14 protein-coding genes are annotated in these 19,039 nt (G+C 50.5%); 6 read left to right on the top strand and 8 right to left on the bottom strand.

Annotated elements, in window-relative coordinates; genetic code table 11:
• Positions 1–6: 6 nt before the first annotated feature.
• Positions 7–282, bottom strand: a complete 276-nt coding sequence (locus ACGHAD_RS14365) for a hypothetical protein (RefSeq protein ID WP_382417908.1) — start codon at positions 280–282, stop codon at positions 7–9.
• A 687-nt stretch (positions 283–969) separates the two neighbouring features.
• Here ACGHAD_RS14365 and ACGHAD_RS14370 point away from each other — a divergent pair.
• Positions 970–2,829, top strand: a complete 1,860-nt coding sequence (locus ACGHAD_RS14370; RefSeq protein ID WP_382417906.1) for a lytic polysaccharide monooxygenase — start codon at positions 970–972, stop codon at positions 2,827–2,829.
• 121 nt (positions 2,830–2,950) lie between these two features.
• Here ACGHAD_RS14370 and ACGHAD_RS14375 read toward each other — a convergent pair whose 3' ends face one another.
• The 7 genes from ACGHAD_RS14375 to ACGHAD_RS14405 all read right to left on the bottom strand — a co-directional run bounded on the left by ACGHAD_RS14375 (position 2,951) and on the right by ACGHAD_RS14405 (position 12,288).
• Positions 2,951–3,469 carry an RDD family protein gene (locus tag ACGHAD_RS14375; protein ID WP_339615765.1) on the bottom strand — a complete coding sequence of 173 codons (519 nt, stop codon included), beginning with the start codon at positions 3,467–3,469 and terminating at the stop codon, positions 2,951–2,953.
• A gap of 160 nt (positions 3,470–3,629) precedes the next feature.
• On the bottom strand, positions 3,630–5,162 hold the full coding sequence (locus ACGHAD_RS14380) for an alpha-N-arabinofuranosidase (protein WP_382417904.1): 1,533 nt from the start codon (positions 5,160–5,162) through the stop codon (positions 3,630–3,632).
• A gap of 129 nt (positions 5,163–5,291) precedes the next feature.
• Positions 5,292–7,136 (bottom strand): family 43 glycosylhydrolase, encoded by a 1,845-nt coding sequence (locus tag ACGHAD_RS14385; RefSeq protein WP_382417902.1) that lies wholly within the window; start codon positions 7,134–7,136, stop codon positions 5,292–5,294.
• A 49-nt stretch (positions 7,137–7,185) separates the two neighbouring features.
• Positions 7,186–9,114 (bottom strand): glycoside hydrolase family 97 catalytic domain-containing protein, encoded by a 1,929-nt coding sequence (locus ACGHAD_RS14390; RefSeq protein ID WP_382417900.1) that lies wholly within the window; start codon positions 9,112–9,114, stop codon positions 7,186–7,188.
• A gap of 45 nt (positions 9,115–9,159) precedes the next feature.
• Positions 9,160–10,104 (bottom strand): glycoside hydrolase family 43 protein, encoded by a 945-nt coding sequence (locus ACGHAD_RS14395; protein WP_382417898.1) that lies wholly within the window; start codon positions 10,102–10,104, stop codon positions 9,160–9,162.
• A 68-nt stretch (positions 10,105–10,172) separates the two neighbouring features.
• Positions 10,173–11,243 carry an aldose epimerase family protein gene (locus tag ACGHAD_RS14400; protein ID WP_382417896.1) on the bottom strand — a complete coding sequence of 357 codons (1,071 nt, stop codon included), beginning with the start codon at positions 11,241–11,243 and terminating at the stop codon, positions 10,173–10,175.
• Positions 11,244–11,280: 37 nt separating this feature from the next.
• On the bottom strand, positions 11,281–12,288 hold the full coding sequence (locus tag ACGHAD_RS14405; RefSeq protein ID WP_382417894.1) for a family 43 glycosylhydrolase: 1,008 nt from the start codon (positions 12,286–12,288) through the stop codon (positions 11,281–11,283).
• 264 nt (positions 12,289–12,552) lie between these two features.
• Here ACGHAD_RS14405 and ACGHAD_RS14410 point away from each other — a divergent pair, with 264 nt between their 5' ends.
• The 5 genes from ACGHAD_RS14410 to ACGHAD_RS14430 all read left to right on the top strand — a co-directional run bounded on the left by ACGHAD_RS14410 (position 12,553) and on the right by ACGHAD_RS14430 (position 19,016).
• Positions 12,553–13,602: an arabinan endo-1,5-alpha-L-arabinosidase gene (locus tag ACGHAD_RS14410; protein WP_382417892.1), complete on the top strand. Its 1,050-nt coding sequence runs from the start codon at positions 12,553–12,555 to the stop codon at positions 13,600–13,602.
• A gap of 267 nt (positions 13,603–13,869) precedes the next feature.
• Entirely contained in the window at positions 13,870–14,670 is an 801-nt protein-coding gene (locus ACGHAD_RS14415) for an undecaprenyl-diphosphate phosphatase (protein ID WP_382417890.1), read from the top strand.
• Between the two features lie 20 nt (positions 14,671–14,690).
• Positions 14,691–16,373 (top strand): phosphoethanolamine transferase, encoded by a 1,683-nt coding sequence (locus ACGHAD_RS14420; RefSeq protein ID WP_382417888.1) that lies wholly within the window; start codon positions 14,691–14,693, stop codon positions 16,371–16,373.
• 298 nt (positions 16,374–16,671) lie between these two features.
• The gene (locus ACGHAD_RS14425) at positions 16,672–18,318 is read left to right on the top strand and encodes a phosphoethanolamine transferase (protein WP_382417886.1); all 1,647 of its coding nucleotides are present in this window, start codon (positions 16,672–16,674) and stop codon (positions 18,316–18,318) included.
• Positions 18,315–19,016, top strand: a complete 702-nt coding sequence (locus ACGHAD_RS14430) for a phosphatase PAP2 family protein (protein ID WP_382417884.1) — start codon at positions 18,315–18,317, stop codon at positions 19,014–19,016. The genes ACGHAD_RS14425 and ACGHAD_RS14430 overlap by 4 nt, the downstream gene beginning before the upstream one ends.
• Positions 19,017–19,039 lie beyond the last annotated feature (23 nt).

Raw genomic sequence — 19,039 nt, forward strand, 5'->3', positions numbered from 1 at the left:
GCGAAGCTACTCTAGGTAGCCGGCCCGCAGCAATAGATAATAGAAATACTCCCCGGCAAAGGCGATGCCAAACAACACCAACAACATCACCTCGGTATAAGGTATTAACGCCACCACCGCCGCGATAGAGACCAGCGACACCAAAAAAATGAGTACCAGTACCGGCAGCAATTTAATTGGCATACGTGCTTTACAGTTAGAACAGGTAATACGGACCGGGTTTACCGATTTAAGTACGCTGCGAAAGCCTATCGGCGCATGACAATTATTACAGTTTTTCACGCTTAATCTCCGTTAGTGTTATGTGGCTTATAAAACCACTTGCGCCAGAGTGGGTCAAGGCGCATTTTCACCACCTCCCTGGCGCCGCAATCCTCCGGCTCTTTGATTACAGCAAGCACCAAAACCTCACTTTACGCGTCATTATTTTTTTAATCGTCTAAACGATTTTTCTAATGTCTTTAAAATTTATTCACCCCTTTCTTTTTCGTTATATTTCTCGGCGGGATGATTCAGAAGTCAAAAGATGTTAACAGCGTGCGTCGGTTCTCGTTTCCAGTGCGCAGCATTTGAAATAGCGCCACAAAGAAACTAATCAGTGTTACGGATTCACGAAGGCGAGCGAAAAAATTTAAAGATAAACCTTAGCATTCACGACCTCTGATTTTTTAATGGCGCCTAATTAACACCATGGATATTTTTTATAAAACAAAAAGGACAGGCCATTAGCAGGTAACTTCTACCTGAGCAATTACAAAATGATGCCACCTAGCTTTATCGATAACATCGATATTTTTTCAACAAAAAATGGTAGCGCTGACATTAAAGTTCGCAGCGTTAAACCAGCAAAATCAAGGAGAGCCCGTTCACATCAAAAAAGGGCTGGACGCCCTAACAGCAATAGATGTGACTGCCCATGTATTTAGGCCACGCGCTAAATACAAAACATAATCACTAGAAGGATTTTTTATGCGTAACAACAAAGTATTTTTAAGCTCGCTAATTTTGTTCGCCAGCAGTGGCGCTTGGGGTCACGGTTTAATCTCCGACCCGCCCGCGCGCAATTGGTTTTGCGGCGCCAGCACTAAGCCTGATACCGCCGAACCCGGCAGCGCCTGCGCCCAGGCATTTGCCGATGACTTTACCAGCGGCTATTCATTTATGAGTGTTCTGACTCACGACGTGGGCCGCGCAGGGGTAACCCCACTGCCCGACAATGTTTGTGGTTTTGACAGTGAAACCTGGCAAGGCGGCGCCACCCCATGGGACAGCGCCATCGATTGGCCCACCAACCCCATGAGCGCGGGCGAGCAAACCTTTACTTGGAACATTTCTTGGGGGCCGCACTTTGATGACACCGAAGAGTTTCGATATTGGATCACCAAGCCCGGTTTTGATTTTCAGGTAGGCCAACCACTAAGCTGGAACGATTTTGAAAGCGAAGCCTTTTGCGTGCTTGAGTATGACGACAGCAACCCAAACGCCAACCCCGACATTGTGCCCGACAAAGGTAATGCCTTGTTCCACACCAGTTGCGATGTACCCGAGCGCAGTGGCCGACACGTTATTTATGGCGAGTGGGGCCGCAATGAATTCACCTACGAACGCTTCCACGGTTGCGTGGATGTAAGCTTTGATGGCGGCTCCGGCAACATACCGGTGGTTGCCGATATTAGCGCCACCCCGTCGAGCGGCACCTTTGCCGGCGCAGGCAGTATCAGCTTTGACGGCTCGGGCTCTCAGGGTGACAATCTAAGTTACAGTTGGAGCCTAAGCGCCGACAACGACTCGCTATACAGTTTAAGCACCACCAGTGGCGACAATACGGTATTAACTTTATCCGAACCAGACGCGCAACAAACCGTCACCGTAAACTTACAGGTGAATAATGCCGACGCCACTAGCACCACCTCGGTGGATATTGTTCACGTACCAGCCGCGGGTGCTAACTGGGAAGACCTTGGCGCACTAAGCGAAACCTCACAGAGCCTAAGCGCTGGTGATGCCGTGAGCCTTCGATTAGTTGAAAACAGCGGCACCGATGTTTACTTACCCGAGCAATCTTTAATACTCGACGCTAACAATGCCGGCGCGAATGACTGGCCTTACGCTCTGGCACAAGCAGTAAACGATGAAAACTCCGATGTACAGGTCGGCGTATTAAACTCAGACGGTGACGTGGTGGCTATGCAAAGCGCAACCGACAATCGCGTGTACGTCCAAACACCCTCAAACTACACCAGCGCATTCTTGCAGCTCGATACTGCGAGCTCATCCAGCAGCTCTTCCAGCACTTCGTCGGCCAGCAGCTCGAACAGCTCGGTACCCGCCGGCACGCAATGTAACTGGTACGGCACCACCACACCACTGTGCAGCAACAGCAACGATGGTTGGGGCTATGAGGATAATCAAAGCTGCGTTGGCGCCAACACCTGTGCGGCGCAGCCGGCACCTTATGGCATTATCGGTGGTTCGTCTTCTAGCAGCTCATCGAGCGTTGCGTCCAGCTCGTCCAGCAGTACCTCGGGTACGGGCGAGGTAAACTGCGAGTACGAAACCCAAAACGCGTGGGGCTCAGGCTTTACCGCTAACATCACCCTTACCAATGAAGGGAGCAGCGCCGTCAATGGCTGGAGCGTACAATGGCAGTACAGTAACCCCGTTAGCATTACCAACAGCTGGGAAGCTGACGTGACCGGTAACGGCCCATTTACCGCCAGCGATATTGGCCGCAACAGCACCATCAACCCGGGGCAGTCGGTTAGCTTTGGGTTTCAGGGATCGGGCAGTGCCGAGACCGTTTCCGTGACAGGAGACATTTGCCAGTAAGCAAAGCCTCCAATAAAAACCCCCGCCAAGCAAATGCTCGGCGGGGGTTTTTATTTTTTCTGCCAGTAATTTTCTTCGTTTCGCTTTTAAAGAAACCGTTACTCGCACATTAGGTTAATGGTTAGTCTGCCAGCTTAACCACTCGTGTACCGGCAATTAAATCGTGTACGCAGCGTTTATCGGCGCGAAATATAAACAAAATATCAATCAGGGAAAGTAAGCCACCCACAACCGGCACATAGGTCACCAGTGCAATGGGCAAATAACGCTTGGCCACTAACGGGATAAAATCGGGTTTATCGCCATCCAGCGTGACAATGGCAATATCGACACAGTGCTTACCGATGGTTTGCCCGTGGCGATACAGCAGCACGCCATGCAACAAGAAAAACACCCCCCAGTTAAGCAGGGCTAACAACAAAGTCGTGGTCCAAGGCAATGCCGAGCCCGCTTCGGGGTTCTCTAGCACACCATCCCATACACCAAAATACACGGTAACCGGCACCACAACCAGCAGCGATAACGCTAAATCGATAAGGGCCGCAAACAAGCGCACAATACGCGGGGCGAGCGTATAACGGGTATCGGCGTCGATCAAAGAGGCGTTTTGTTCAGCCTGTGTGTCTTGCTCATGTTGCATGGGTGTCTCCTTGGATGTATCAACCACAAGCATAGCGGTTGACTGATAGGCAAGGCAACTTAGTAGCAATAAACAACGTCCGCACAAAAAAGCCCGGGTAAGCAGCGAAAGGCTTATCCGGGCTTTTGGATTGCGAGCTTTCACTCACATGGTGACGGCCTTACTTTAACTCAACCACCACCACCGATTTTGCCGGAATCGTCAGATCGTCTAAGTCCGATTCAAACGCTGTTGGCGCGATGGTTTCGGGGGCATCGAAGGTGTTACGAGTATCCATCGCATCGGCGGTTAAAATTTGACCGACCGCACGGGTCACATTAGCACCGGCAACATCCAAATCAATATCGGCACTGTTGCTAGGGTCTAGGTTAACCAGCGCAAGGTACAACTTACCGTCGGTACCGCGCGCGACCGAGGCGGTAACACCGGGGACGGTCTTATCGCCTCTTTTATACTTGTCGGTCTTTAGGTTGAACTTAATGCTGGTTGCATCCTGAAACACCTTGTACATACCGTAAGTGTAATACGTGGGCGTTAGCACCATTTTTTCTTTGTCGGTCAGGATCATTGCCTGCAGCACATTCACCATTTGCGCAATATTGGTCATGGTGACCCGCTCGGCATGCTGATGAAAGATATTAAAGTTCACCGCCGCAACCACTGCATCGCGCAAAGTGTTTTGCTGATACAAAAAGCCTGGGTCGCGCTCGGGCTCCGGGTCGTACCAGGTGCCCCACTCGTCCACGTACAAGCCTATGTTGCCTTCGGGGTCATTTTCATCCAGCTTGGCAACGTTAGCGCGGATGTACTTTTCCATCCGGTAAGTACGCTCCATGGTTTTAAACCACTCTTGCTCGCTGAATTTAATGGCACGGCCTTTTTCATCCCAATCGCTGTTGGGCAAGGTGTAAAAGTGGTAGCTAATACCGTCGATATTAGAATCGATGTTTTTGCTCAACACGTCAGTCCAGCTAGTGTCTTCGGTATGGCCGCCGCTGGCGACAAACTTGGGACGCTTACCCTGAGGCGTTTTTAAAAAGGTGGCGTACTGGCGGTACAAATCGGCGTAGTACTCTGGGCGCATATTGCCGCCGCACCCCCAAGCCTCGTTGCCAATGCCAAAGTAGGCGATATCGAAAGGTTCTTCACGGCCATTGGCGCGGCGCTCATTGGCCAGCGTTGAGCCTTTATCGCCCGTCATATACTCGACCCACTCGGCCATCTCTTTGACAGTGCCACTACCGAGGTTGCCGTTAACGTAAGCGTCGGCGCCCAGCAATTCGACAAACTCAAAAAACTCGTGGGTACCAAACGAGTTGGGCTCTTCGACGCCACCCCAGTGAGTGTTTACTTTAGTCGGGCGATCTTCACGGGGGCCAATGCCCTCGCGCCAGTGGTATTCATCGGCAAAACAACCACCGGGCCAGCGCACTAACGGCACTTTAATCGCACGCAAAGCCTCTAGTACATCAGTGCGAAAACCGCGAGTGTTGGGGATAGCTGAGTCCTCACCGACCCACACGCCTTCGTAAATACCGCGGCCTAAATGCTCGGCAAACTGACCATAGACGTCTTTGTTAATTACCGGGCCGGTTTGGTCGGCATGAATGTCAATATCGACGTTTAAGGTTTTAGCGGACAGCTGGGCGCCTGCACACAGTAAACCAATCGCCGCTAGGGCTTTTAACTTCATTGTGGTCTCCTACTTTTTTTGATTATGAATACTTTTTAATACTAGCTTTTTTCCATCTACTCATCTAACCCTGAAATGACACTCGGCCCTATCGCAAACGATACCGCCCAGTGCCATCACAAAGCTGGGTTATTTAACCTCGCGCAACTGAAACCGCTGGCAGTCGTTTGCCATCGTGGGGGCTTGAGAAATATTGGCCCCGTTATCCAGTGCACAGCTGTCAACGTTTAGGCTTAGGCTGCTAAAGCGGTTGATTAAATGCACCGAGCCATCACCTAAATTGTCGACTCGCCACTGCGCGCTTTCGCCCTCACAGGCGGCGAGCATAGCATTGGCACCTGGGACAATCGGGTTGCCACCCACCGCTAAACACTGCTGGTTATTGGCGCTTGAGTGTAGCTGATAATAACCTTCGCCAACATGGCTAAATTGCCACTGCTGTGACAATTTTTGACCCCAGGCATCTTGCACCACGTTAGTCGGGTTTTTAGCGCTGCCCGCCTGCACTGCCTTGCCGCTTTGTACGCTCATTAACGCAACCTTGCCGACCGGTGCCAAGCGCCATTCAGCGCACTCGCTGGTATTGCATGCCGCTAATTTTTTACCGCTGGCGTTATTGTTAAGGCTTAACCAACCGTCCTCTGTGGTGCTGGCTGTCCAACGCTGCGTTGCGGTATTAAGCCATGCAGATGCGTCTTGATTATCATCTAAAAAGGTACCATCAGCTACATTCGCCACGCGGTAAGCGCCATCGGCGGTTGAATCGAGCACCCACAATCCGCTACCGGTGCCACAGGCAGCCAACTTGGTCACACCCTGGTGGCTTGTTAAACACTGGCCGGACTTGCGATTAACCAGCTGCTGCTGAACCCCTTGCACGCTCACCTTGATTGGGCCGTTTTCGCCGGAGGGCATTGCGACGGGCGTCCCCTCGGGAATTGGCTCACCAAAATCAGGTAAGCCGTCTTGCGTCCAGCTGAACTGCTGCGCCCGCACCGAACGGGTAGAACCACAGCCGTACTCTTCTTTCGAGTTACCGTGGTACACGATCCAATCTTGCGTGCCATCGGGCGAGACAAAAAAGCCATTGTGGCCAGGGGCAAAAACGCCATTGCCGCGCTGAAAAACGGGTTCGTCAAACTGCTTCCAGTGATCGGGGTTTAACGGGTCATCACCCACCAACTCTTTCATCCCCAGCTTGTAATCGGGGGTATCGCAAAAGCTCGCCGAGTAGATCAAAAAGGTTCGGCCTTTATGCTTTAAAATTTCGGCCCCTTCAGTCACTTTGCGGCCACTGGTTTCCCAGTCGAGCGTCGGGCGCGTAACAACCACTTTAGGTGAGCCTGCTTTTAGGGTCCAAGGGTTTTCCATCTCGGTAATCAGGTTGAGCTGCTCATCGCCCTGCCACTGCGAGTACAACAAGTACAACTTGTCGTCGTGTTCAAGGTAGGTACCGTCGATATTCCACTCGTTAGGCATAAAGTGGCCCTTGTATTCGTAGGGGCCCATAGGATCATCGCCGGCGCTTTCGAGTACGGACAAGTGTTGATGATCAAGCGTGCCATGCTGGCCGGCGGTATACATTAAATACCAGCGCGGGCCATTGGGGCCGGTTAAGCGGTGAAACTCAAACGCCCAAAAATTCCAGCTGCGCGCCGGGTCGGTATCGGACCACACATTAATTGGCGCCGCTTCAGACAAACCGGCCAAAGTAGGCGATTTACGCATGACCAGCTGTGACGTCCAGGTGGTGGTGGTTAAGTAGTAATTGCCGTCCCAATACTCCAACCAAGGATCGGCGCCGTTGGCGAATAACGGGTTGGCAAAAGTGCCCTCGGGCAGCTCGCTCGCGCTCGTATTCTTCTTATTAACATCCTGTGTACTGACGGATTCCTTCTGGCTGGCGCAACCTGTTACGGTTAGCGCCGCAATAACGCCGGCTAAAACCGCCGATTTTACATTGTGTAGTTTCATAACTTACTCTTGAGCGATGCAACGCCCACTCCATTATTAATTTAAGTTGTTACTGACCGGTGTTAAACGTCATCACAAAGCCGCCGTGAGCTTTTACCGGCAGCTCCAGCTCGTTACTCGCGGTAATACTAAAGCGACTAAAACTGCGCGGCGTTTTACCATCGGTAATCAACACGCCGGTTTTGCCAGCAATAAAGTCTAAATTTAACGTCATGTTTTTAGCGCGATCATCGCCATTAATGCCCGCCACGTACCAAGTGCTGCCTTTGCGCCGCGCGAACACCGCCGACTGCCCGGGAAAGCCCATAACAAAACGCGACTCATCCCACAGTACCGGTAATCCGCGCATAAAACCTTTAACGTAAGCGGGCACCGTGGCCATGTTGTCTGGCGTCTCGGCAATGTGCTGAATACCTGAGGTAAACAACACCGGTAGCGCCAATTCAAAACCGTTGGTAGTGCGTCGCTCGATATTGGGAATTTCACCAAAGGTGGTGGGAGTAAAGTCCATCGGATCAAAGACATTGCGCGTGTAAGGCAGCATCGCCATATGAGACGGCGCCAAGTCGGCGGAGTTTTGCATAAAGGTAATCATCTCAAACCCATGCACCGCTTCCATCGTCATTAGGTTGGGGTAAGTGCGATGCAAACCGCGCGGCAGCGACGAGCCATGATAATTTAGTAACAGGTGATGCTTGGCGGCGTCTCGCGCAAGATCATTGTAGTACGCCATAACCGACTGACCATCACCTGGAAAGAAGTCGATCTTAACCCCTTTAACGCCGATTTTTTCTAAGCGCGAAAATTCTCGCTCGCGATCGGCCGCGCTAAGCAATGCACTTTTAGGCGAGTACACGGTTTCGTTCCAGGCGCCCGATGAGTTGTACCACACCAGTATTCCCACGTCTTTTTTAGCGGCGTAATCGACCAGAGTAGCGAGTTTATCCCAGCCAATTTTTTTATCCCAATCGGCATCTATCAAAGTGTACTGCCATCCCATGTCGGCAGCGTAATCGATAAAGTCTTTGGTGGTATCAAAGTTGACGGAGTCATCTTTTAACAGCGCCCAGCTCCATGACGCCACGCCGGGTTTAACCCACGCCATATCATCCACTGCGGGGTCGGCTAAATCTGTACCCAGAGTCGACTGGGTGACAGTAGCTAAATCGCCCAGCGTAATAATGCGCCACGGCGAATGGAAGTCGCCACGGGCATTGGCCATACACGCGCCGCCGGCGGTGACCTCGGGCTGCATTGGCTGGCCGATACGATAAACACCATTATCGCTGTGTTGCTGCAAGCGCGAGGCATGAAAATCGCCATCCATGCCCGCCTCGGTAATAAGCACCCACGCCCCGGGCGTTTTAAACAACGCCGGAAATACCCAGCCCGCTTCGGTTGGGCTTGCGGTGCCGGCGTCAATGCCCATTTGGTAATGCTCTTCATAGGATGGGTTGGTCTTTTTGTAACCCGTTTGCGCCAACGCCACCGGCTGCAACCACGCTTTGGTTGCCTTAGGCAGCGCAAAGCCGGTTAGCTCGTCGGTGACGCTAATAGCCTGATCGCTTGGGTTGGCAATACGGTACTGCAGTGCAACACCGTCGTCGGACACCCGAAACACAACCTGCAAAACCTGGCCGTCGGCATTGCTCACGGCAAAGCGCTGCTCCCGCGCAAGGTAATTAATATCCTGCTGTTTACCTTGCACCATGGTGTAGTGCTCTTTTACCAGCGTCGGCTCGCCTGCGGCCTCCACCGTGAGTTCGCGGGTAAAGTCACCCGAGCTTAACGTTAAGCCCAAAGGCGATGGCATCAGCACTGGCTGCCCATGCTGGGCAACCTCATACAAGGCGCTACCGTCACTGGCCTGCGTCAAGGTTAGCGTTAGATCACCATCGGGGCTGGTAACCTTGTAGTGCGATTTAGCACCGCAAGCGGCCAGTAATATACTCAGGACCGCAACCATCCAAACTTTCATACCCATTCCTTACCACCGCTAATTTACATTTGGTTGAGCCAGTTTTTATTTAACTGGATCGACGCCTTCACTGGTCATAACAATACGCTTGATGGTGCCGTCGGCGTTGTAGTGCAAATCGTCAATACACACTGAGCGACGAAAGCTGCCGCCGTCTGGAATATGGCTGCCGTTGTGATAAATAAAGTACGAGTTGCCTTTAAAGTCGATAATAGTTTGGTGGTTAGTATTCGAGTTGCCCGCCAGCTCGTTTAAAAGACCTTTATGCTCCCAGGGGCCAGTGACCGACTTACTCATGGAGTAGGAGGTTTTCTCGGGAAAGCCCGTGGCATACGTTAAATAGTAATACTCGCCGTGCTTATGGACGTGCAGCGCTTCGGTAAAGTCGGGGATATCAATTTTATGAATCGGGCCATCCAGCTCGATCATATTGTCTTCTAACTTAGCGTAATACGCCTGCGAATTGCCCCAAAACATATAGGCTTGGCCGTCATCGTCGATATAAACCGCAGGGTCTAAGTCATCCCAATCGATGTCGATGTCAGTGGTCATATCGTTAGTGACCAAAGCTTTACCCAGAGCATCTTTGAAGGGTCCGGTGGGGCTATCAGACACACCCACCCCTATGGCAAAGCCGTTAATAGTGGCGTGGCGCACCGTGGTGTAAAAGTAAAACTTACCGTCTTTTTCTACCGTGTGGGCGGCCCAGGCATCACCTTTGGCCCATTTAAAATCTTTTACGTTCATGTGCGAGCCGTGAGACTCCCAGTTGACCATGTCGGTGGAGGAAAACACCAACCACTTATTCATTTGGTAAAAGGTTTTATTGTCGGGTGCCTCATCGTGGCCGGTGTACAGATACACGGTACCATCGTGCACCATCGCGGCCGGATCGGCCGTCAGTACATCGCTAAACAATGGGTTGGCCGCCTGCGCAGCGGCGCCGGTAAGAGCGAGCGAAGCGATAAGGGCGCTAAGTGATCTTTTCATAGTGTTACCTCTATTCATTTATTCGAATTCATTGAGTTATTCATTATGGCGCGACGCGGATACCTAGCTCAGGTATCTGTCGAGAAACTAAAACACAAGGTCGAGCGATACTCCTCGCCGGGGCGCAAGGTAATATCCGCAAAATTTGGCTGGTTGGGCGCATCGGGAAAGTGTTGCGGCTCTAAACAAAAACCGCTGCGATGCGTAAAATCGCGGCCCTTGCCCTGCAAGCTGCCATCGAGAAAATTGCCCGAGTAAAACTGCACGCCGGGCGCGGTGGTGTGCAGTGTTAATACCCGGCCGGTGGTTGGCTCGTGCACTCGCGCCGCGCGGGTTAGCTCGCCGGCGGTGGCTTGGCTTACCGCAAAGTTGTGGTCGTAGCCGCCCGCCAGAGTTAATTGTGCATCGCTAGTGTCTAGCTCAGCCCCTATTTTTTTTGCCACACGAAAATCAAACGGTGTGTTTGCCACCGGAGCAATTTCACCCGTGGGGATTAAATGTTGGTCGATGGGGGTATAGGCTTTTGCGTTTAGCGTAAGCTCGTGGTGCAGCACATCACCCTTACCCGCCAAGTTAAAGTAGCTGTGTTGTGTGAGGTTAACCGGTGTCGGCGCATCGGTTGTGGCACGGTACTCGGCAAATAAACGGTTATCACCGGTTAAGCGATACACGACCTCGACGGTGAGGTTGCCCGGGTAGCCCTGATCGCCATCGGCGCTAACGTAGCGCAGCGCCAACTCGGCGGCATCACTCGTAATACGTGATTCGGCTTGCCATAACACTTTGTCAAAACCGCACTCACCACCGTGCAAGTGGCTTACGCCATTCTCGTTTAACGCTAATTGATACGGCTTGGCGTCCAGCTCAAACCGGCCATCGGCCAAGCGGTTGCCAACCCGTCCGATTAAGGCGCCAAAATACGGCGAGTCGGTTTCGTAGGGCGCCAGGGCGTCAAAACCTAACACCACGTCATCGCATTGACCGTCACGATCGGGGCACACCAATGAGGTGATGATGCCGCCGTAGGTAATAATACCGACGCTCATACCACGATTGTTTTGCAGGGTATACAACTCGACCGCGCGGCCGTCCTGTAATCTTCCGTAGGGGGATTTTGTAATTGTACATATCTCGGTCATGGCGCGGGCGTTTCTCCGTTACTGGCGATCAGACGACTTAATCGTCCTGGGTTTGGTTAAAGACCGGCATCCCTTGATCATCCCAACCCAACTCACGGGCTCGGGCATTGCGATTAGGGTCAGTCAAAGGGGTGCCTTTTAGCTCGCGATAGTCGCGCGCGTGGTAAATCATCAGGTCGGTAACGCCGTCTTCGGCCACGGTAAAGCTATTGTGGCCGGGGCCAAATCGTTTTAACTCGGCATTCGTCGCAAACACTGGCGTCGGCGATTTGTGCCACACGCTCGGGTCCATTAGATCGGCGTCGACATCGGCCCAGAGCATTCCCATCGCGTAGTTGTGGTCGGTAGCGCTGGCCGAATAAGTCACAAACACACGGCCGTGCTTTTTAATTACCGCCGCCCCTTCGTTAACTTTATAGCCAATGGTTTCCCAGTCTAAGGTCGGCTCGGTCAGGGTAATGACCGGCTCTTTGATGGTGGTCGCAGAGGTTTGCTCAGCCATATAGAGGGCCGAATTGTAGCTTTCGGCCTTATCTTTTTGAGCCCAGATTAGATAACGCTTACCTTTGTGACTAAAGCTGGTGGCGTCCAGAGAAAAACTGTCCCACGGCGTTTGAATTTGGCCCGCTTCAACCCATGGGCCGTCCATTGGGTTAACGGCATTACTGGTTAAGGTGTGCATACGAATCAAAAAAGGTTTGTCAGCGGGGGCGGCCGCGTAGTAAATCACCCATTGGCCATCAATAAAGTGCAGCTCAGGCGCCCAGATATTTGCCCCCAACTCACCGCCGGCATGCTTGCGCCAAATCACTTTGGCGCTGGCTTCACGTAAGCCGTTGATGGTTTTCGCTCGGCGCAGCTCGATCCGGTCAAACTCGGGCGCTGTACCTATAAAGTAATAATAACCATCGGTGTGCTTGTGAATCCAAGGATCGGCGCGCTGCTCGACAATGGGGTTGTGGTACGGAAAATCGCCGTCGGCTAGCGCGGGCCACGCGGCTAGCAACACTAAAGTGCCAAGCACTCGAAATAATAAACTTGTCATCGCGACTAACCGCCCTTTATTTACCTATTATTTGGGTTATGTTGCTTGTACAGCCGGCATCTACCGCCACGCTGCGCTCATGCGCACGGGGCAACAGCTGTATTACGGCTTGCATATGGATACTATTATAATACAATAATGACTACAAGGTCATCGACCACCGCTATTGGCAAATCTTTACAATTAAACAGAGCCGCGCCGACACAGCCGTGCAACAGGCACATGAAACGCGCCTTTACTGAAAATAGATAACGAGGAACCCCCATGACGTCCCGACTGTTACCAATTTGGCGCTTAGCCACCGCCGCTCTGGCATTGGCCCTCGCCGCCTGCAGCAGCGCTCAGCCCAATCAGGTGGGCGCTCAAGTGAGTATTCACGACCCCGTAATGGCCAAAGAAGACGGTCGCTACTACCTATTTAGCACCGGTCCCGGCATCACCATCTACAACTCAGACGATATGATCCACTGGCGCCCACAAGGCCGCGCTTTTGCCGGTCAGCCTAGCTGGGCTAAAGAGGTCGCTCCGGGGTTTGATGGTCATTTATGGGCGCCCGATATTGTAGAAAAAGATGGGAAATACTACCTCTATTACTCAGTGTCTGCCTTTGGCAAAAACACCTCAGCCATCGGCTTAACCATAACCGACACCCTAGACCCAGCCTCGCCGGAGTACGGCTGGAAGGATCAGGGGATCGTGATTGAATCGGTACCCAACCGCGACAACTGGAACGCGATTGACCCCGCGGTAATTGCCGACGAAGAGGGCAACGGCTGGATGGCCTTTGGCTCTTTCTGGAGCGGGCACAAGTTGTTTAAGCTTAATGACGACTGGTCGGCCCCAGCCGAACCGGAGCAGTGGTACGGCATTGCCGCTGGCACTCGTCCGGCTGGTGTTCCCGCCCACGAAGCCGGCCCCGCCGAACTTGAGGCCCCTTTTATTTTTAAGCACGGCAATTACTACTATCAATTTATCTCATTGGGTAAATGCTGCCGGGGGGCCGACAGCACTTACCATATTGCCGTTGGCCGCAGCGAAGCCGTGACCGGCCCGTACCTAGATAAAGACGGCCGCGACCTGGCCCAAGGTGGTGCGACGGTTATTTTAAAAGGCAATAAAAAGTGGCCAGGCCTTGGCCACAACAGTGCCTACAGCTTTGACGGCAAAGATTACTTGGTATTTCACGCCTACGAAGCCGCCGATAACGGACTGCAAAAGCTAAAGATATTACCGATTGGCTGGAACGACGGCTGGCCCGAAGTAGACCCTGCGGGGCTCGATAACTACATCAGTGAAATCGTTGCACCCCAATAACGATGAGAACCGACCAACGGAGAGCAATATCAATAATTTTACTGGCGTAACTATGTTGTCACTTTTGGGGCTTAGGCCCCTTTTTTATGATAAGTACTATGCCCATTAGTATTGGATGAAATACCAGCTCTAGAACAGTGCTAAATAAGGCAAACACCACGGTTATGTCACCACGAGCACACTTTTCACAGTCCATTCACACACAACGAAGTAGCTTATAGGCATCCGGTCTTCTTGACTTCACGGCCTCAATAGAAACTACCTATAATGCTGCTGATTCACATCGTTACCCTGGCAATACTTCAGGGCTTTACAGAATTTCTTCCCATCTCAAGCTCCGCCCACCTGATATTGGTTCCACAACTGCTTGGCTGGAGCGATCAAGGCCTCGCGTTTGATCTGTCGGTGCACCTAGGCACGTTGATGGCGGTCATTGGGTATTTTTACGCAGACGTAAAACGCCTGGTTCAAGATGGACTTCTGTCTTTAGCGACAAGAGAACATGTAGGCATGAGCAGGCTGGCCTGGGCGATTGTTTTTGGTACGGTTCCGGCTGGAATCGCCGGACTTATGTTATTGGACTATATCGACACTAGCCTTAGATCTGCAACGGTTATTTTTTTTACCACCGTAATATTTGGTTTGCTATTAGGCTTAACAGACTACGTCGGAAAAAAAGATCGAGAGTTAAACTCCATAAACTGGAAAGACGTGCTGATTATAGGCATAGCTCAGGCAGCAGCCTTGATACCTGGAACATCTCGATCAGGAGCCACCATTACGGCGGGCCTGGCGTTAGGCCTGACGAGAAAAGATGCCGCTAAGTTTTCGTTCTTGCTTGCTATCCCCATCACCTTCTTAGCGGTTCTTGTAAAAGGCTATGAATTAATCACAACAAACGAAACAACTCTATGGATGCCACTAATCCTAGGCTGTGTCGTTTCATTTCTTTCGGCAATCATCACAATACATCTATTTCTTAAATTTATTGAGAAATTTAGCCTGCAAATTTTCCTCGTGTACAGATTACTGCTTGGTCTAACCATCTATCTCGTATTACTACGATAAAAAACAGGTTTTACCTCTAAATGGCTATTCGAATTCTTACGTCACACCATAAATCCATCCTTAAATACCTGTTACTATCCTCAACATCTGTACTTTTATTTCTATCGGATGATTTCTTACAGAAGATCTACACAGACGCAAACCAGTCAGAACTTGAATTAAAATACGTTTTTATTTTGTACGCACTTAGTGCATCGTTGTGGTTTAGCGGATCAAAAGCGGTTCCCCGCGTCGTTTTAGGAGTATTCGCCTTCATAGAGCTGATACAAATTTCTTATATCTCCTACGCGGGGACTCCGATCAACCCGATTGATATGTCAAAGGTCTTTTCAGATTCAGACGATATAACGAAAGTCATTGCCAGCGAATGGGTGAGCCACTATCTTGCTATTCTGGCGGTCGCTATACCCTATACGCTACATTTTTTGCTATTCAATAAATTTCAAAAGAGAGCGGCCGGTATAACTCCGGCGACTGCCCAAGTATTTATTCTGGCGATTTTAATCAGCAAACCCATACGCGCTCTTGACCGAGACCTCATCGCGTTTCTTCCGAGCCCCACCAGAAGTTCACTACACAACTCCATCAATACATTCAGCTACTATCTGGTAAAAATTCTCTGGAATCCATCTTCCTTCTCTGCACCTGAATACGAAGATTACACGGTTTCCCGCCGAAGCGATGACTCAACCCCTGACAACATCGTACTGATAATCGGCGACTCAATAAGGTACGATCACTTATCGATCAACAGCTACTCAAGACCAACAACCCCTAACCTCGATAAAAGAATGTCTCAAGGGCGAGTCATATCAAAACAGGGGATTTCGTCTTCCGTAGCGACGGGAGCATCGCTGCCATTACTTATTAACACCGTGTACGAGCCCGGCAACACGAAGCAGCTGGAGTCGAAGACGGCAAATCTATTTCGACTCGCGAAACTCTCCGGCTATAAGACATCGTGGCTTTCCACCATGGAATCAAAGCTGCTAAACGATTTAGGCGTCAGTTATATTGATAATATCATCACCAGAGATAACGACCCAGTCGGGGTGAAATTATCAGGCGACTACCAAATGTTAAACTGGCTTGAGGGTTACCAGCCTAGCGCCAAAAACTTTATTATCATTAACCTCTGGGGCAGCCATGCACCCTACATTCAGTCTTATGAAAACCACAGAAATAAATTTTCTATATGGGACGATAGCGAAAACACCAAACTGTCTCAGAGAACCATAAACGCCTACGACAACTCCTTAGCCTTATTCGATGATGTGGTAGACAAGATTATTCATTACACTGAAAGCGCATTGAAAGGAAGCCAAGTTGTCATCATCACCTCAGATCACGGCGAGAGCTTAGGTGAAAACGGTATATGGGGGCACAATAGATTGACCAAAGAGATATCCTCGGTCCCTATAGTTTTTTATCAAAGACCCAACAGCACATCAGAGAAATGGGATACACCAAACGAGCACCACCTCAGCCATTACGACCTGAGCGTTTGGCTATCAGGCCTAATGGGGTTTCGTGTGAAAAACTCGAACATCGAAAGAAATGTAACATATTATCAAGGGGAGAAGATCTATGAAGACAACCTTTACAGAAAGGTCCTAGTCGACGACAAAACCCTTATTTTTTGCGATATAGCGCTTTTATCAAACCCACCTAAAACAGACAAATGCCAAGATCCAGCCGACTGAAGTTACGACAATAACGTCCTTAAAATCTTTACAAAAACCAGAGCAAGCACTAGCATCAAAGAGATTTTTCTTTAAGCGAATTATGATTGACTATCGACAACAGTGATCTATACAACCAACTCATCACCGAAAAAATTGACTTATTTAGTCGAAAAAACCAGAAAAGCTAGAACAATTTTTTAAAAATCGAACATCACGAATAAATTTCACAATCCGTTCACCCAACAGCGGCTATCTTTCCTCAGTACCGCGTGAGCTGCGCCACCTTGCTCGCGCCCATTTACTGGTGAGATTGATTATGCACCCACTGTTAAAAACGCTCTTGCACAGTAGCGCCGTATCGCTGCTTTTTTGCATTATACTGACCTTGCTTTACAACAGTAGCCTTTGGACTCTAATTTTTACCGAGACACTCCCCCAGAGTTTATTTTTTCTCTCCTTTTTTGTCTTTGTGGTTTCCGCATTTAATCTTCTGTTGGCTTGCATCTGCTTTAAGTGGATTCAAAAACCAGTATTAATATCGATTATCTTGGTGTCGGCTGGAATCAGCTATTTTATGCAAAACTATGGCGTCGTGTTTGATAAAAACATGATTCAAAATATTGTTGAGACCGATAGTCACGAAGCGCTAGACCTAATCAACGCCTCAATGCTAATTCACCTAGCTCTGTATGGTATTATTCCGGCACTGATCATCAGCCGCATACGAATTTCGTATGCCAGGCCAATGCAACAACTTAAACGACAAGCCCTAGTGGCAACCCTAAGCGTTATCACTTTAGTGGCCGCCGTGTTGCCCTTTTACAAAACCTACTCTTCGCTGTTTCGCAATCACCGTGAAGTTCGCCACCTATTGGTACCGTCTAATGCTCTGTATTACGGCGCACGCTACTTAAGCGGCGCTTATAATGAAAGCAAGCAACCGCTAGTCAGCATTGGGCTAGATGCCAAAAAGGAACCTATTTGGGATGCCCAGCAAAAACCGGTTATTACTATTGTCGTCGTCGGTGAGACCGCCCGCGCCGCTAACTTTGCTTTAAATGGCTACCCGCGCGATACCAACCCGCAGCTGCAACAACAAGATATTATTAACTTCAGTCAGGTGGCATCCTGCGGCACTAGCACCGCCGTGTCACTACCCTGTATGTTTTCAGACCGGAACCGCGCAAACTACAACGGTGATCGAGCCCGCTCGCGAGAAAACGTTTTAGACGTTATTGAACGAGCGGGTATCGACGTTGTCTGGCGCGACAACAACTCGGGCTGCAAAGGCGTCTGTGACCGTATTAACAAGCAGGGCACAAGCGGCCCAGAAAACACGATCACCTGCCTAGAGAGTGAATGCTTTGACGACATGTTACTCGACAACCTAGATCAGTATTTAGCAAAAAACAATGGCGACACATTGATTGTTTTGCACCAAAAAGGAAGCCATGGTCCCGCGTACGATAAGCGCTACCCCGATGAGTTCTCGGTGTTTCAACCCGCCTGTAAAACCGGTGACTTACAACGCTGTAGCCGGCAAGAGATCATCAATGCCTATGACAACAGCATCCGCTATACCGATCATTTTTTATCCAAGGTTATTGATTACTTAAAAGCTCGACAACAAACCTATACCACCGCGATGCTGTACGTATCTGATCACGGCGAATCCCTCGGCGAGGGCAATGTCTTTTTACACGGCTTACCCTATTTTTTAGCCCCCGATGAGCAAAAGCATGTGCCTATGATTATGTGGCTGTCGGAGGATTATCAAACGCAATTTCACCTCTCTAAGCAATGCCTTGCCGACAAGGCCTCACAGAGCTTCAGCCACGATAACCTATACCACTCACTGCTCGGATTAATGGCCGTGGATACCGACAACTACACTCCAAACATGGATATCATCAGCCAGTGCCAAACAACTGGACAGCCCTTAAATTTAATCGCCAAGCGATGAACAGCCGACGCTTCTACTTCACTCACTTGTGGATACCCTTGGCGGTATTTATCGCTCTGGCGGCAACACTCGAGCTAAGCCACCTTGATTTGACGTTAGGGCAGATTTTTTATCACGCCGAGGGCGATTCTTGGGCACTGAAAAATCATTGGCTACTCGAGCAAGTACTCCACCGTGGCGGACGCAACCTTATGGTGCTAATGCTGGTGATACTCCTGGGTACATGGAGCTTGAGTTTTACGGTAGCGAAGCTTAAACCGTACCAGCAGGCGATGGGCTACCTATTATTATCAGCCGGAGTCGCGGCAACGCTGGTATCGGTGGGAAAACACACCACTGGCGTTAACTGCCCGTGGGACTTAGCGCTATTTGGCGGCAGCTTAGATTACACGCCGATATTTTCCCGTCGTCCCGATACGATACCCGCCGGCCAGTGCTTTCCTGCCGGTCACGCCAGTGCGGGGTACGCCTGGATGGGGTTGTATTTTATTGCCTTGCGGTATGCCCCGAGCAAACGTGGCTGGGCGCTGGGGCTAGTATTACTGTTAGGTTTACTATTTGGCGTAACGCAACAATTGCGCGGCGCACACTTTGTATCGCACGATCTATGGACGCTCGCTATTTGTTGGTTTTCCGCGCTGGCCTGTTACTGTGTTATCTACCGGCGGCCATTGCCGCGCGCCACGCCACTTACATAGCCAGTGTCGCTACGGGTCTGCTA

It is taken from the genome of Gilvimarinus japonicus (assembly GCF_042847215.1).
GTDB classification, from domain to species: domain Bacteria; phylum Pseudomonadota; class Gammaproteobacteria; order Pseudomonadales; family Cellvibrionaceae; genus Gilvimarinus; species Gilvimarinus japonicus.